This is a genomic window from Tabrizicola sp. (genome assembly GCF_051645465.1).
GTDB lineage: Bacteria > Pseudomonadota > Alphaproteobacteria > Rhodobacterales > Rhodobacteraceae > Tabrizicola.
Genome location: NZ_JBOFBI010000238.1, coordinates 1 through 13910, shown reverse-complemented (window position 1 = coordinate 13910; position 13910 = coordinate 1). Strand labels below are relative to the sequence as shown.

The 13910-nt window shown below is 63.5% G+C and carries 16 protein-coding genes; 8 read left to right on the top strand and 8 right to left on the bottom strand.

The annotated features are described in order from the left end of the window. Positions 1-1058: molybdopterin-dependent oxidoreductase (locus ACRCSW_RS15660; protein ID WP_438706578.1), on the bottom strand; the 1058-nt coding region annotated here is incomplete at its 3' end. 15 nt (positions 1059-1073) lie between these two features. Next, positions 1074-3794 carry a nitrate/nitrite transporter gene (locus ACRCSW_RS15655; protein ID WP_438706576.1) on the bottom strand — a complete coding sequence of 907 codons (2721 nt, stop codon included), beginning with the start codon at positions 3792-3794 and terminating at the stop codon, positions 1074-1076. Positions 3795-4047: 253 nt separating this feature from the next. Here ACRCSW_RS15655 and ACRCSW_RS15650 point away from each other — a divergent pair, with 253 nt between their 5' ends. Continuing rightward, on the top strand, positions 4048-4746 hold the full coding sequence (locus ACRCSW_RS15650; RefSeq protein WP_438706574.1) for a cyclic nucleotide-binding domain-containing protein: 699 nt from the start codon (positions 4048-4050) through the stop codon (positions 4744-4746). Positions 4747-4749: 3 nt separating this feature from the next. Here the strand turns inward: ACRCSW_RS15650 and ACRCSW_RS15645 are convergent, their stop codons facing one another. From ACRCSW_RS15645 to ACRCSW_RS15625, 5 genes are read right to left on the bottom strand one after another with little or no spacing between them, the layout of a single operon-like run. After that, positions 4750-5415, bottom strand: coding sequence for an NnrU family protein (locus ACRCSW_RS15645; RefSeq protein WP_438706572.1), 666 nt, complete (start codon positions 5413-5415; stop codon positions 4750-4752). 5 nt (positions 5416-5420) lie between these two features. Further along, on the bottom strand, positions 5421-6626 hold the full coding sequence (locus ACRCSW_RS15640) for an NnrS family protein (protein ID WP_438706570.1): 1206 nt from the start codon (positions 6624-6626) through the stop codon (positions 5421-5423). Continuing rightward, the gene (locus tag ACRCSW_RS15635; RefSeq protein ID WP_438706568.1) at positions 6623-7309 is read right to left on the bottom strand and encodes a 5-formyltetrahydrofolate cyclo-ligase; all 687 of its coding nucleotides are present in this window, start codon (positions 7307-7309) and stop codon (positions 6623-6625) included. Before ACRCSW_RS15635 ends, ACRCSW_RS15640 begins: the two co-directional genes overlap by 4 nt. After that, complete coding sequence (locus tag ACRCSW_RS15630) at positions 7302-7790, bottom strand: hemerythrin domain-containing protein (RefSeq protein WP_438706567.1); 489 nt, start codon at positions 7788-7790, stop codon at positions 7302-7304. Before ACRCSW_RS15630 ends, ACRCSW_RS15635 begins: the two co-directional genes overlap by 8 nt. Positions 7791-7806: 16 nt before the next feature. Beyond that, on the bottom strand, positions 7807-8262 hold the full coding sequence (locus ACRCSW_RS15625) for a group III truncated hemoglobin (RefSeq protein ID WP_438706565.1): 456 nt from the start codon (positions 8260-8262) through the stop codon (positions 7807-7809). A gap of 76 nt (positions 8263-8338) precedes the next feature. On the opposite strand from ACRCSW_RS15625, the gene ACRCSW_RS15620 reads away from it, so the two are divergent. Genes ACRCSW_RS15620 through ACRCSW_RS15590 form a run of 7 tightly spaced genes read left to right on the top strand, consistent with a single transcriptional unit; the run spans position 8339 to position 13076 of the window. Next, the gene (locus ACRCSW_RS15620) at positions 8339-8779 is read left to right on the top strand and encodes an RrF2 family transcriptional regulator (protein WP_438706563.1); all 441 of its coding nucleotides are present in this window, start codon (positions 8339-8341) and stop codon (positions 8777-8779) included. Next, entirely contained in the window at positions 8776-9051 is a 276-nt protein-coding gene (locus ACRCSW_RS15615; RefSeq protein WP_438706562.1) for a DUF6522 family protein, read from the top strand. Before ACRCSW_RS15620 ends, ACRCSW_RS15615 begins: the two co-directional genes overlap by 4 nt. 54 nt (positions 9052-9105) lie before the next feature. Continuing rightward, the gene (locus ACRCSW_RS15610; RefSeq protein ID WP_438706560.1) at positions 9106-9702 is read left to right on the top strand and encodes a TetR/AcrR family transcriptional regulator; all 597 of its coding nucleotides are present in this window, start codon (positions 9106-9108) and stop codon (positions 9700-9702) included. Between the two features lie 3 nt (positions 9703-9705). Continuing rightward, positions 9706-10851 carry an efflux RND transporter periplasmic adaptor subunit gene (locus ACRCSW_RS15605; protein WP_438706558.1) on the top strand — a complete coding sequence of 382 codons (1146 nt, stop codon included), beginning with the start codon at positions 9706-9708 and terminating at the stop codon, positions 10849-10851. Further along, the gene (locus ACRCSW_RS15600) at positions 10848-11981 is read left to right on the top strand and encodes an ABC transporter permease (protein ID WP_438706557.1); all 1134 of its coding nucleotides are present in this window, start codon (positions 10848-10850) and stop codon (positions 11979-11981) included. The genes ACRCSW_RS15605 and ACRCSW_RS15600 overlap by 4 nt, the downstream gene beginning before the upstream one ends. A 3-nt stretch (positions 11982-11984) precedes the next feature. After that, the gene (locus ACRCSW_RS15595) at positions 11985-12677 is read left to right on the top strand and encodes an ABC transporter ATP-binding protein (RefSeq protein WP_438706555.1); all 693 of its coding nucleotides are present in this window, start codon (positions 11985-11987) and stop codon (positions 12675-12677) included. A gap of 15 nt (positions 12678-12692) precedes the next feature. Continuing rightward, positions 12693-13076, top strand: a complete 384-nt coding sequence (locus ACRCSW_RS15590) for a hypothetical protein (RefSeq protein ID WP_438706554.1) — start codon at positions 12693-12695, stop codon at positions 13074-13076. 85 nt (positions 13077-13161) lie between these two features. On the opposite strand, the gene ACRCSW_RS15585 is transcribed toward ACRCSW_RS15590, so the two are convergent. Beyond that, positions 13162-13482 (bottom strand): H-NS histone family protein, encoded by a 321-nt coding sequence (locus ACRCSW_RS15585; RefSeq protein WP_438706552.1) that lies wholly within the window; start codon positions 13480-13482, stop codon positions 13162-13164. Positions 13483-13910 lie beyond the last annotated feature (428 nt).

The window sequence follows — 13910 nt, the reverse complement described above, 5'->3', positions numbered from 1 at the left end:
CCGGGGACGAGGTGACCGTCGCGGTCCTCAAGCCGGACGAGCATCGGCATGTCGGTGTATTTGCGGGCATAGTCTTCGAAGTACTCGGCCTGCCGGTCCAGATGGAATTCGCGCAGGATCACATGGCCCATGGCCATCGCCAGTGCGGCATCCGTCCCGGCCTGCGGATTCAGCCAGATGTCGCCAAACTTGGCCGCCTCAGAGTAATCCGGGCTGACCACGGCGGATTTGGTGCCGCGATAGCGCACCTCGGTATAGAAATGCGCGTCGGGCGTGCGGGTCTGCGGCACGTTCGAGCCCCAGAGCATGAGGAAGCCCGCATTGTACCAGTCGGCCGATTCCGGAACGTCGGTCTGTTCGCCCCAGGTCTGCGGCGATGCGGGCGGCAGGTCGCAATACCAATCGTAGAACGACATGCAGGTGCCGCCGAGAAGCGACAGATAGCGCGAACCGGCGGCATAGCTGACCATCGACATGGCAGGAATCGGTGAGAAGCCGAACACCCGGTCGGGGCCATAGGTCTTGGCGGTGTAGGCGTTGGCAGCGGCGATGATCTCGGTCGCCTCATCCCAGGTGGCGCGCACGAAACCGCCCTTGCCGCGCGTCTTGGTATAGCTTGCGCGCAGCACCGGATCGTTCTGGATCGCGGCCCAGGCGGCGACCGGCGTCGTCGTGGGGCGCATCTTGCGCCAGGCCCGCATCAGGGCGCCCCGGATCAGCGGATTCTTCACGCGGTTGGCGGAATAGAGATACCAGCTGTAGGACGCGCCCCGCGCGCAGCCGCGCGGTTCGTGGTTGGGCAGCCCCGCCCGGGTGCGGGGATAGTCGGTCTGCTGCGTCTCCCAGGTCACGATACCGGACTTGACGTATATCTTCCAAGAGCAGGACCCCGTGCAGTTCACCCCGTGGGTCGAGCGTACGATCTTGTCGTGCCGCCAGCGGTTTCTGTAGACGTCCTCCCAATCCCGGTTTTCGCGTGTGGTCTGGCCCCAGCCGTCCGAGAATTGCTCCAGCTCTTTGCTTTGGAAGAAGTTCAGTCTGTCGAGAAGGTGGCTCATCGTAGCGTCCTTTCGTTATTCTGCGGGATAGGCGGCGGCGGGGGTCACATGGCCGCGCTCGATGTCATGGAGAAGCCCGCCGGGGCGCGTGTAGACGGCCCAGGTGATGGCAAGGCACAGCACATAGAAGATCAGGAACAGCCACAGCGCGCCGATCGGGCTGCCGGTCATGGCGATCGACGACCCATAGGCCTTGGGGATGAAGAACCCGCCATAGGCCCCGATGGCGCTGGTGAAAGCGACGATTCCACCCGACTCCATGGCGATCTGGCGGGCACGGTCGACACCAGTCAGTTGTGGCATCAGGCGCGGCACTTCACGGCCCATGATGACCGGGATCATCTGGAAGGTGGAGGCGTTGCCCACGCCGGTGAAGAAGAACAGCGCCATAAAGCCCGCGAAGAACCCGGCGAAGGACCCGGCCTGCAGTGACAGGATCACGGCCAGAACACTGACGATCATCCCCACGAAGACCCAGAAGGTGACGCGCCCGCCGCCGAACTTGTCAGACACCCAGCCCGTGCCTGCACGCGACAGCGCGCCAACCAGCGGACCAAGGAAGACGTATTGCAGGGCGTTGATATCGGGGAAGGCGATCCGGCTGAGTAGCGGAAAGCCAGCCGAATAGCCGATGAAGCTCCCGAAGGTGCCGATGTAAAGGACGCACATCAGCCAGTTGTGGGTGCGTCCGAAGATCACCGATTGCTGGGCAAAGCTGGCCTTGGCATCGGCGATGTCGTTCATCCCGACCCATGCCGCGATGGTCGAGATCAGGATGAACGGCACCCAGATGAAGCCTGCATTCTGCATCCAGAGCTCGCCACCCTCGGTCAGGGCTTGCGGTGCCCCTCCCATCGCGCCGAAGACACCCACGGTGATGACCAGCGGCACCAGGAACTGCATGACGCTGACGCCCAGGTTGCCAAGACCTGCATTCAGGGCCAAGGCGTTGCCCTTTTCGGCCTTGGGGAAGAAGTAGCCGATGTTGGCCATGGAGGAGGCAAAGTTGGCACCGCCCAGACCGCAAAGGAGCGCCAGCACCAGGAAGATGAAGTAGGGGGTTTCGGGATTCTGCACGGCATAGCCGATGCCGATGGCAGGCAGCATCAGCGAGGCGGTGGACAGCGTCGTCCAAAGCCTGCCGCCAAAGATCGGCACCATGAAGCCGTAGAAGATGCGCAGCGTCGCCCCCGACAGGGCGGGAAGGGCCGCCAGCCAGAACAGCTGTTCCGGAGTGAAGGCAAAGCCGATCAGCGGCAGTTTCGCCACCACCATCGACCAGACCATCCAGACCGAGAAAGCCAGAAGCAGCGCCGGGATCGATATCCACAGGTTGCGGCGCGCGACGGCACGCCCCTTCTCGGCCCAGAAGGCCGGATCTTCGGGCCGCCAATCCTCCAACACGCGCGGCATGGTGGTGCTTTCGGGCGAGTGGATCGACTGCATCTCGGGAAGTTGCGGCAAGCGGTCCAGAACCTCGCCATGGGCGGCGCGTTCCATCGCACGGATCGACAGGTGCATCCAGGTCAGCGCGATGGCGACCAGAATGAAAAGCAGCGCAAAGCAGGACGTGTAGATGCCGGTCAGGTCCAGCAGAGCGCCGAAAGCGATGGGCAGGACAAAGCCGCCAAGGCCGCCGATCATGCCGACAAGCCCGCCCACCGCGCCCACGTTGTTGGGATAGTAGACGGGGATGTGTTTGAACACCGCCGCCTTACCCAGGCTCATGAAAAAGCCAAGCGCAAACAGCGTGGCGATGAAGGGCCACAGGCCCATGCTGGTCGAAAAGGCGATGACGCCATCTTTGCCCTGAATGACATAATCAGTCGGCGGATAGGACAGCATGAACAGAAACAGCATGGAAAAGCCGAAGGTCCAGTACATGACCGACCGCGCGCCGAACTTGTCGGACAGGTGCCCGCCGTAGGCACGGAACAGCGAGGCCGAGAGGCTGAAGGAGGCTGCCGCCATGCCCGCCGTGCGTACGTCGACGCCATAGACGTCGATCAGGTAGTGCGGCAGCCACAGCGCTAGCGCCACGAAGGCGCCAAAGACGAAGAAGTAGTAAAGCGAGAAGCGCCAGACTTGCAGGTTCTTTAATGGCGCGAACTGCTGAGCAAAACCGGGCGCCTTGGCCCCCGTCCGGCGCCGTTCGACCAGCGCCGGGTCATCCTTGGCAAAGACGAAGAAAATCACGCCCATCAGCGCAAGTGCGGCCGCCCAGACGTTTGCGACACCTTGCCAGCCATAGGCCACCATCACGAAAGGCGCCACGAACTTGGTCACCGCGGCGCCGATGTTGCCAGCTCCGAAGATGCCGAGCGCCGTGCCCTGATGGCCCGCGTCATACCAGCGGCTGACATAGGCGACGCCGATAATGAAGGACCCGCCAGCAAGGCCGACACCCAGTGCCGCGACCAGATACATGACATAGCTGTCGGCGAAGGTCAGGGCCCAGGTGGCCAAAGCCGCAAGGATCATCTGCGCCGAGAACACTAACCGTCCGCCGTATTTCTCGGTCCAGACGCCGAGGAAAATGCGGGTCAGTGACCCTGTCAGGATCGGCGTGGCGACCAGCAGCCCGAACTGGGTGTCGTTCAGGCCCAGCTCGCCCTTGATGGCGACGCCGATGATGGAAAAGATCGTCCAGACTGCGAAACATGCGGTGAAGGCGATGGTGCTCAGGCCCAGAGCGCGGTTCTGATCGGCGCGCGAGGCGGTGGCGTGGGACTGCATGGCAGGGGCCTCCGGCAGGAATGGCGTGGTCTCCCCAAGGCGGGGATTGGCACCAGACCTGGGGCCAAGGCGGCCCAAAGAGTTTGATCTAGATCACATCTCTCAAAATATGCTGCGAAATAAATGAGTTACCTGAAATTGTCAGCTGCGCGAGCGGGCTTGGTCAAGTGCAATTCTGCGCCGATCAATTCACCGCTTGACAAATATCAAGCGTCGAATGGATGCTGTCGTCGACCGACAAGTGAGAGCAGCCATGCCAGAACAGCATTACCCCGAAGTTCGGGCACTTGGCCTGTTTTCAGGAATGACTGATGAGAATTTCTTTGCGCTGATGCGGGGAGCTTACGTGCAGAACTTCCCCCCGCAGATCGAATTGATCAGCGAGGGCGAGCCGAGTGATTTCCTGCACGTCGTCCTGTCGGGATCGGTCGATCTATTTTCGCAATGGAACGGGCGTGACACCAGCCTTGCCACTGTACGGCCGATTTCCACGTTTATCCTTGCTGCCACGATCAAGAACGCCCCCTATCTGATGTCGGCGCGAACAATTGAGAAAAGCCGAATTGTCCTGATCCCCAGTCAGGATGTGCGCGCCATTTTCGACGTCGACGGCAACTTTGCACGTGCGATCGTGACAGAGCTTGCACAATGCTATCGCTCGGTCATCAAGTCGCAAAAGGACCTCAAGCTGCGAACCTCGCTTGAACGGTTGGCGAACTATCTTTTGCGGCAGCAGAAGCGCGCCGGTGGCGGTGCGGCGTTTGATCTGGACTTCGAAAAGCGCAGACTGGCTTCCGTACTTGGGATGACGCCCGAAAACCTGAGCCGCGCGTTCAAGGGGTTGCTGCCTTATGGTGTGTCAGTCGAGGGCACACGGATCACTATAAATGATCAAACGGACTTAGAGCGGTTTGCCAAGCCCAATCCGCTGATTGACGATTTTTCGACCTGACGCTCAGGGCAACGGGCTGACGCCGATCAGAGCCGGATGCAGCCAGATCAGCGTGGCATAAAGGAGAAGGCCCGCGACCAGACGCAAGGCATCGTCGCCGGTCAAAGATGGCGGCCAAAGTGGTGTGCGGGCGACTTCGCTGCGCAGCTTTTGCCACGTGTCTCCCATCTCGCGCTGCCGCCTGCGGTCGACAAGTCGCGTTCCAAGGATTGCAAAGATGGCAAAGGTGCAAAACAGGATCAGATGGGCCAGATCACCATTCGGCACGGCATGGGCGGTTGCCCAGAGCGCCAGGGCCAGAAGCAGGGGGTGGCAGTGCAAACGAACGATACCAGGGCGGGCGGGGTCGAACTTGGCATTCAGCGCGCCGCCAAAGGAGAACGGATTAGGCCGCGCGATGGCCAGCGCCAGGATCAGGCAAACCGGCAACATGGCCACCAGCGGCACATAGAGCTGCCAAGGCGCCCAGTTCCACAGCGGCACAAAAGGCGCCCGGCCCGCTGCAACGATTAGCCATGCCAACGCGGCCAGAGACAGGGCGGAATAGGCCAGGGTAAAGCCGCGCGGCCCAAGTGCTGTCTGCAACATCGGTCGCAAGGGGGGCCGCACCGGCAGGGAATGGGTTATGAAGAACGCGGCATAGGCAGCGGCAAATTCCAGCCAGCCCACGATCCCTACATCCGCTTGGCTGCAGGCAGGCGCAGCAGCAGCGGGCCATAGAACAGGGTAAAGCCGCCGAAGGCGAAGATCCACCCTGACCCTGCAGCCATGTGCAGCAGATGCGCCTGATCCGGCCAGATGCCCGCCGCCAGCCTGGCCAGCACTGCCCCGACAAGAGCGGCATAGATGCCCACCGTCCCCGGCCCGGCGGTCAACGCCTGCCCGGTATGGCCCAGCGTGGCCCGCGTCATCACCGCCAGCGTCATCAGACCCGCCGCCCCGCCCATCCACAGATGCTGTGCGGATGCCATCCCAAGAGGCCCGGGCATCAAGATTTCGGCTGCAATCGCCACGGCCCCCAGCGGAAGGAAGAAATAGCCCAGATGCAGGACGGCGACCAAGGGCTCGGCAAGGGTCCGATCGCCCGCCCAACGGGCCAGCCGGACAAGGTGTAGCCCGCCCGCCAGAAGCAACAGGATTGCAGCTGCGGGGTGGTCTGGCAAGGCAATCCAAGCCAGCAGTCCCAGCAAGAGAACCATGAGCGCCGCCTTGTCGAACCGTTGCATCGGCGGCACCGGCAGACGCCCGGGGGCGCGCTTTGCCAGCCAGTTGCGTGTGAAGGACGGCACGATCCGTCCCCCGATCACTGCGATCATCATGATCACGGCTCCAAGGCCGGTGCGCAGGCCGTAACCCCCCGCCGCATAGTCGCCCCGCGCTGCCTCCCAATGAAAGACGGCATTGCCCAGGATCAGCACGCCCAGCATCGCCAGCACGATCAGGTTGCGCCAGTTCTTGCCTGCCACGATTTCCCGTCCGATCACGGCGGCAAGGGCCAGGGGTAAGGCCAGGTCAGCCAGGGCCACGCCAAGCGGCGGCAGATACAGCGACACCGCCACCGCCGCCCGTCCGATCAGCCACAGGGCAAACAGCCCGCGGAGCGGCCAACCGACAATCGGCAGCCGTCCGGTCCAGTTCGGCACTGCGGTCAGCAGGAATCCCGCGATGACGGCCCCCAGATAGCCGAACAGGAATTCATGCGCATGCCATGACACAGGGTCAAAGGCGGCGGGCAAGGTCAGATCGCCCGACAGCATCGGCACCCAAAGCACCATTGCCAAGGCGGCCCAGACCCCAGCCCCAAAGAAAAAGGGCCGAAAGCCATAGGTCAGGATCGCGGGCCCTGTCCAGGCGCGCATCTGTTCGGTGGATGTGGTCATGGCCCCTCGCGGTGGAACTGAACCCCGGCCTCGGTCAGGATGACGTCCATCGCGATGTCGTGGGGTTGGGGAAAGATCGTGGCAAGGTGCGCGGATTGCAGGCCAATGCCGATGGTGAACGGGCGCGGCGACAGCGCAGCAAGTGTCCTGTCAAAGTAGCCCCCGCCATAGCCCAGCCGAAAGCCCGCCCCGTCCCATCCGACAAGCGGGGCAAGGGCGATATCGGGCGTCAGTGTATCGGCATCGGGCGGCGGCACGGGGATGTTCCAGTCGCCCCGCACCATGGCCATGCCGGGCATCCAACGGCGAAAGACCATCGGGGCGGCCTTCACCTCGACCACCGGCAGCGCGAGGGTCACGCCCCTGCCGTGCAATTCCGCCATGAGGTCGCGCAGATCGGGTTCACCCTTGATCGGCCAGTAGGCCGACAAGGCCAGGCCCGCCGCCCCGGAAAACTGCTGGGCCAGCAAGTGACGCAAGTGCGCGGATAGAGTGACACCTGCCGCTTTCCGGTCTGCTACGCTCAGCGCGTCCCGTGCCGCACGCAGGCGGACGCGTTCCGCGCGGCGCCAGCGCGCAACGTCCCGTGCCTGTTCTGGCTCCACCGCCAGCGGGTCGAACCCATTGGGAGCAATTTCGCCTGCCAGACAGGGGGACGAGGCGAGCCTGCGTCCCTCAGGCATCGGCCCGCCCAGCGGGTTCAAACTGCGGGAACAGCACGTCGTTTTCCAGCCGCATATGCTCGGTCAGGTCGGCGGTAAACTCTGCCAGTCCCCGGTAAAGCGCGGTCCAGGTGCCACAGGCCCCATCTGGCAACGACAGGTTCCCGGTCAGGCGGCGAATTTCGGCCACCTCACAGTCATGCCCTGCATGATCGGCGCGCATCACCGCGATCGGGTTTTCGATCCCGGGCAAGCCGCCTCGACGGATGGCCGGAAACAGGATCAGCTCTTCCTTCTTCATATGCACCTCCATCTCGCCGATCATCTGACGCAACAGGATGGACAGGCCCTCGGGCACGCCGTCATCGCCGAAATGCACATCTTCGACTCGCTCGGCCATGGCGGCGAGCACCGGCAGCTGTTCACGATGGCGGGCGTGATAGCGCGTCTCGATGTGACGGGTCAGGGCGGTGGGGTCTGTCGGGGCGACATCTTCGGTCATGCTGGTTCTCCTCTTGTCAGAACAGCCGTGGTGGGGCCGCAGGTTCGGCTTGCGCGGTTGCCACGGCGATGTGCAGTGATCTGGCGATGCGTTCGGCGCGCTCGATGACATGGGTCGCGCCCGCAGGGGTGCAGGTGTCAGTTGCAGTGGCGCGGAACAGCGCAAGCCAGCGGTCGAAGTGGGCGGCGTTGATAGGCAACGGCGTGTGTGCGGGCACCGGGCGGCCATGATACTGCCCGGTCATCAACGCGACCGAGCACCAGAAGTCCACCATGCGGTCCAGATGCGGGGCCCAATCGGTGATCCGCGCGGCAAAGATCGGCCCCAGAACCGCATCGGCACGGACGCGGCCGTAGAACCGATGCACCAGATCGCGCAGCACGTCGGCGTTCAGCCCGGTTTCCGCCATCAGTGCTGCCGTCATTTCGGGCCGGGCCGAGGGCGGCGGGGTCTTGATTGCACCCATTTCCATCTGAGTCTCCGTCTTGCAGTCTGGCTTAGACCTGCTAATAGGTATTGTAAATACCCATTCAAGGATTGCGACTGACATGCGCCTCACCTCCTTCACCGACTTTGGCTTGCGGATGCTGATGCGGATGGCGGGCGATCCATCCCGCGCCTTTTCCAGCGCCGAACTGGCAGCGGATCTCGGCCTGTCGCGCAACCATCTGGCAAAGATCATCCAACATCTGGCGCGCGCCGGTCTGATCGACACACGGCGCGGCGGTGGCGGCGGGGCCATGCTGGCCCGCCCTGCGGCCGAGATCCGGCTGGGCCAGATCATCCGGCTTCTGGAGGAAGGCCAGCCGCTGGTGGAGTGTTTCGGGACAGGGGGCGGCACTTGTTCCATCGAGGCCCGCTGCCGCCTGAAAACCCGCCTGCGATCGGCCGAGGGCGCCTTCCTTGCCGATCTGGATCGCTCAACCCTGGCCGATATCGCTCTGGCCCCGCAGGAGAAGTCAGCGGGCACTCTGGTGGTCCCGCTATGACACAGGTGGAACGCGATGGTTCGGACTTTGTCGTATCCGCCACCCTGCTTGCCCAAGCCTTCAAAGTGACCGAAGACAGGATACGGCAGGCCATGCGGGACGGTAGCCTGACCTCGATCTGCGAGGCTGGCGTCGACGCCGACGCCGGGCGCTGGCGCCTGACCTTTCGCCATGCAGGCCGCGCCTGCCGGTTCACGGTGGATGAAGCGGGCACGATCCTGTCAACGTCGCGCTTTCCTGTCCAAGCCCGGTCGTCCGTCACGCCGGATTGACTTAGTCCTATAATTAAGTTAGTAATCAGTTACTCACTTATTAGGGGCACAGTCGTGCGCAAGACATCCGATCTGCGGAAGGCTGAAATCGTAGCGACGATCCTTGGCCTCGCTGACCGGATCGGGCCGGACCGGGTGACGACGGGTGCGGTGGCGACCGAGGTCGGCGTGACGCAAGCGGCCATATTCCGGCACTTTCCGACCAAGGCCGCGATGTGGAACGCGGTGGCCGATCATGTGGCGGAAACGCTGACCACGGCCTGGGATGCGGCGCTGGCACAGGCCGACATTCCTGTTGAACGCGTCAAGGCGCTGATCAGGGCGCAGCTGGGCCAGATCGCGGCGACGCCCGCGATGCCCATGCTCCTCTTCTCGCGCGAACTGAATGTCGAGAATGCGGATCTCCGGGCGGCGTTCCGGGGGCGATTGGCTACCTTTCAGGCCCATTTGACACGCGAGGTGTCAGAAGGTCAGCAGACCCATGCCCTGCGCAGCGATGTGGCGGCAGCAGATGCGGCAATGCTGCTGGCCTCGCTGGTTCAGGGGGTAGCCATCAGATGGTCGCTCGGCGCGCGCGATTTTGCCCTGCACGCCGAAGGGTTGCGCCTGCTGGATGTCCAGTTGCGCCTCCTTGCGGCAAAAGGGGTCTGACTGATGCGCAAGATCTGGCTCTATGCAGTGGCGGCTGTCGTGGCGGCAGGTGCCGGAGCGGTATTCCTGACCGAGCGTCCGCTAACGGTGACGGTGGTTCCGACCGAAACCGACGTGGCCCTACGAATTTATGGTCTTGGCACGGTCGAGGCGCGTGTGCTGGCGCGCGTGGGGTTCGAGGTCGGCGGGGCGCTTCTGTCGCTGTCAGCCGATGCCGGAGACCGCGTGTCACAAGGCCAGGACCTGGCCGCATTGCATCAGGCCGAGCAAGAGGCCCGCCTGGCCAGAGCGAGCGCTGCCATTGAGGCTAATGCCGCCAATCAGGCCAAGGCCGAGGCGGCTGTCGTCCGCGCGCAGGCTATTTTGGCGCAGCGCGAAGCCGCCAATCGCCGTCAAGTCGAACTGACGCGGCAGGACAACGCGCCTGTCCAGCGGGCAGAGGAAGCACAGCGCGATGAAGATGTCGCCCGCGCCGAGGTGGCTGTTGCCGAGGCCGAACTGGCCGTCATCCGCGCGCAAGGGCAGGATGCTGCTGCTGCTCTGGCACTGGAACAGACGTTGCTTGATCACCACCGCCTGATCGCGCCCTTCGACGCGTTAGTCGTATCCCGCCTTGCCGAGGCCGGGGCCGTGGTCCGCGCTGGCGACCCGATTTTTACGCTGATCGATCCCGCTACGATCTGGATTCAGGCCTATATCGACGAAGAACGCGCGGGCCAGTTGGCGCTTGGCCAGCCCGGCATCATTCGCCTGCGGTCTCAGCCTGCCCGAGAATTCCACGGCACCATCGCCCGCATCGGCATTGAAAGCGACCGGGTGAACGAAGAGCGCCGCGTCTGGCTCACCTGCACGGATTGTCCGACCCAGATGTTCCTCGGCGAACAGGCCGAGGTGCGCATCCTGACCGGTATGCGCGACAGCGCTTTGATGGTGCCCGAGATCGCAATCTCCGGCTTCGACGGCCATCGCGGCACTGTTTGGATTGTGCAAAATGGACGGTTGGCACGAGCCGAACTGACCTTTGGTGCGCGGGATGATCGCGGTCGGGTCGAGGTGATGGGCGCAATGCCAGACGGCGCGCAGATCGTCGCTGCTCCGCCACAGGGCGCGGACGAGGGGCGGTTGGCACGCATCGAGGCCGCGCCATGAACCTGGCCATCAAGGACATTCGCCACGGTCTTTTCCGGTTTGTGCTGACCTGTTTCGGGCTTGGCCTTCTGATGACCGTGGTGTTGGCGATGATCGGCATCTACAACGGCCTTGTCGCCGATGCTCTGGCCGTGGTGAAGGCCCCCGCCGCCGATATCTGGGTGGTAGAGGCAGGCACGCAGGGTCCCTTTGCCGAGGCGTCAAGCATCCCCGCCCATACCCGCGACGCCGTGGCGCGCATGCCCGGCGTAGCCGAGGCCGGTGCCATCACCTACCAGACGATCGAGGCCGCACATGCGGGCCAGACACTGCGCCTTTACGTTATCGGCTTTGAACCTGGCCGCCCCGGCGGCCCGCTACGCATCGCCGAGGGGCGTGGCTTGGGCACGAGCCATTTCGAACTGCTGGCCGATCGCAAGACCGGGCTCGTGCTGGGTGACACCATCCGTCTTGGCCGTGACCGATTCCGTGTGGTGGGGTTGGTCGAGGACGCGATGAATTCGGGCGGCGATCCGGCGGTTTATGTAACCTTGGCCGATGCTCTCACTCTGCAGACCGCGCTTGACCCCGCGGCCGCCCGCGTGCAGGCCGCTCGTGGCGACGGGGGCCTGCGCCCTGCGACTGTGGCCGCCGTGATTGCCCGGCTTGAACCGGGGGCGGACGTGGCGCTTCTCACGGCCACGGTGCGGCAATGGAAACACCTCGCCGCCCTCAGCCAGGCCGAACAGGAAGACCTCTTGCTCGCCTCGGTCGTAGATCGGGCGCGGCGGCAGATCGGTCTGTTCCTGGGCATCCTATTGTCGGTCAGTGCCGTGGTCATTGCGCTGATCATCTACACGATGACGATGGAGAAGCTGAAACAGATCGCCACGCTCAAACTGATCGGCGCGCCTGACCGCACCATCGTGGCGCTGATCGTGCAACAGGCGCTTATCCTTGGAGCCTCGGGCCTTGGGATCGGGCTGGCCCTGATTCTCTTGGTCAAAGACAACTTCCCCCGTCGCGTCGTGCTGGAGCCCTTCAACGCAATCGTGCTGACCGGCATCATTCTGGTGGTCTGCCTTGTCGCATCGGGACTTGGCGTTCGCGCGGCGCTGAAGGTCGATCCCGCCACTGCACTCGGGGGCTGAAACATGACCTTGGGCGATACTCTCGTCAACGTGCAGGGCGTTGCCAAACATTACGGCGAGGGTGAGACCCGTGTCGATGCCCTGCGCTCCATCGATTTGCGCGTGCATGCGGGCGAGGTCATCGCCTTGCTGGGCCCATCGGGGTCCGGGAAGACGACGCTCTTGAACGTCATCGGGTGTATTCTTGCTCCGACCGCTGGCCGGGTCGAACTGGACGGAGACGCGGTGTTTGACGGCAAATGGCTGAGCAGTGATCTGCGGCGGCTCCGGCTCGACAAGATCGGCTTCATTTTCCAGGCGCACAACCTGCTGCCCTTCCTGACGGCCGAGGAAAATGTCTCGGTCGTGCTGGATCTTGCAGGTTGGCCCTCAGAGAAGGGCCGCGCCCGTGCGCGCGAACTTCTGGATTATCTGGAGGTCGGACATCGCGCTAAGGTCAAACCCGCTCTCCTGTCAGGGGGAGAGGCCCAACGTGTTGCGATCGCCCGCGCGCTGGCCAACAGGCCCCGCATCATTCTGGCCGATGAACCCACCGCCGCGCTCGACAGTGGTCGGGCGCAACTGGTGATGGATCTCTTGCGTAAACTCGCAACCGAACAAGAGGCCTGCATTATCGCTGTAACCCATGATGAAAAGATCTTCGACCGCTTCGACCGCCTGATCCACCTGCGCGATGGTCGCCTCGTGGACGCCTGATCAAAGGAGAAGGCCATGCGTACCCGCCCCCGTTCACTGACTGTCGTAGCCATCATCGCCATCACTTTCGGCCTGCTGACCATCGTTTCGGGCGCGCGCGCGCTTTTCGGCGGCGCCGACATGGGCGCAGTCGTCCCATTTGTCCTGTGGTTCAACTTCCTGGCAGGGTTTGCTTACGTCGCCGCTGGCATTGGCCTCTGGAGTCAAACGGGCTGGGCAACAGGCATCGCGATCATTATCGCCACTGCCACTGCCGCTGTCTTCGCGGCGTTTCTATGGCGGGTTTCATCCGGTGCAGCTTTTGAGGCCCGCACCATGGGAGCCATGGCGTTGCGATTGGCTATCTGGGTGATGATCGCCATAGTGGCAAAAGCCAACGGAAGAGTCCGCCAAGCATGACTTTGACTGGCTGCTTCTAGGCACTTGCCCTATGCGTTAAGCCAGATCGACCGACCGCAAAGGGCCGTTCGCGTCGCCTATACCCTCAACTTAATGCTAGGTCGCTTGCGGTCTTTCCCGCCTCCAATGCCTCCACGAACCACTGCGGTCTGCGCCCCCGGCCGGACCAGGTGAGCCCCGGGTTCTCAGGGTGCCGGTATTTCGCCGCTGCCGGTGCACGGTAAGATTTCGTCTCAGTGACGACGAGTTCAGCCAGGGAGTAGCCCAGTTCCCGGGCGAGAGCTTCCACCTTGGCACGGGCTTCCGCCTTCTGCCGATCCTCATAGGTGGAGATCGCCTTGGCGACGTCCTTCTGCATTTTCTTCAGCTCGCTGAGCGACAGTGCCTCGAGATCGTAATCAGCCATTGGTACGCTCCGTGTCCTGAATGTCCCGGTATCGATAGCCCGTCGCGGCAAGGCGCCGCAACTCCCGGAAGGCTGGGGCAGGGGTGGCAGAGGCTGTTGATTGCCGCTTCCGTCGCATAGGAGGTGCTGAACTGGGGGTCAGGCTGTCCCGATTGGTCGGGTGACAGGTTCTGGCATGGGCTCCCCCCGCATCTCTGTCTCCTGGGCCATCCCTTCGACTGACAATCCCCTAATCCCGTTCGGGCTCTCGCGCGCAACCCCGCGTCAGACCGGGCCGTGTTGCCCCTTCGGGGCTGCCCGCTCCACCCCGGTCCTCTGGGGGTTTCCGGCGTCCGTTCCGTCCACCGTGCACGCGTCACCCGACGGGCTTTTTCCGGGTCTTGTCGAAGGGACGGTCCCGAAGACAGGACACACAGGAGCTTACCATG

Coding starts and splice junctions, on each gene's coding strand:
- ACRCSW_RS15635 (WP_438706568.1), bottom strand. CDS start 7,309: ATGCCTGAGGGACGCAGGCTCGCCTCGTCCCCCTGTCTGGCAGGCGAA.
- ACRCSW_RS15615 (WP_438706562.1), top strand. CDS start 8,776: ATGACACAGGTGGAACGCGATGGTTCGGACTTTGTCGTATCCGCCACC.
- ACRCSW_RS15595 (WP_438706555.1), top strand. CDS start 11,985: ATGACCTTGGGCGATACTCTCGTCAACGTGCAGGGCGTTGCCAAACAT.
- ACRCSW_RS15625 (WP_438706565.1), bottom strand. CDS start 8,262: ATGGAAATGGGTGCAATCAAGACCCCGCCGCCCTCGGCCCGGCCCGAA.
- ACRCSW_RS15585 (WP_438706552.1), bottom strand. CDS start 13,482: ATGGCTGATTACGATCTCGAGGCACTGTCGCTCAGCGAGCTGAAGAAA.
- ACRCSW_RS15590 (WP_438706554.1), top strand. CDS start 12,693: ATGCGTACCCGCCCCCGTTCACTGACTGTCGTAGCCATCATCGCCATC.
- ACRCSW_RS15640 (WP_438706570.1), bottom strand. CDS start 6,626: ATGACCACATCCACCGAACAGATGCGCGCCTGGACAGGGCCCGCGATC.
- ACRCSW_RS15655 (WP_438706576.1), bottom strand. CDS start 3,794: ATGCAGTCCCACGCCACCGCCTCGCGCGCCGATCAGAACCGCGCTCTG.
- ACRCSW_RS15620 (WP_438706563.1), top strand. CDS start 8,339: ATGCGCCTCACCTCCTTCACCGACTTTGGCTTGCGGATGCTGATGCGG.
- ACRCSW_RS15605 (WP_438706558.1), top strand. CDS start 9,706: ATGCGCAAGATCTGGCTCTATGCAGTGGCGGCTGTCGTGGCGGCAGGT.
- ACRCSW_RS15650 (WP_438706574.1), top strand. CDS start 4,048: ATGCCAGAACAGCATTACCCCGAAGTTCGGGCACTTGGCCTGTTTTCA.
- ACRCSW_RS15600 (WP_438706557.1), top strand. CDS start 10,848: ATGAACCTGGCCATCAAGGACATTCGCCACGGTCTTTTCCGGTTTGTG.
- ACRCSW_RS15630 (WP_438706567.1), bottom strand. CDS start 7,790: ATGACCGAAGATGTCGCCCCGACAGACCCCACCGCCCTGACCCGTCAC.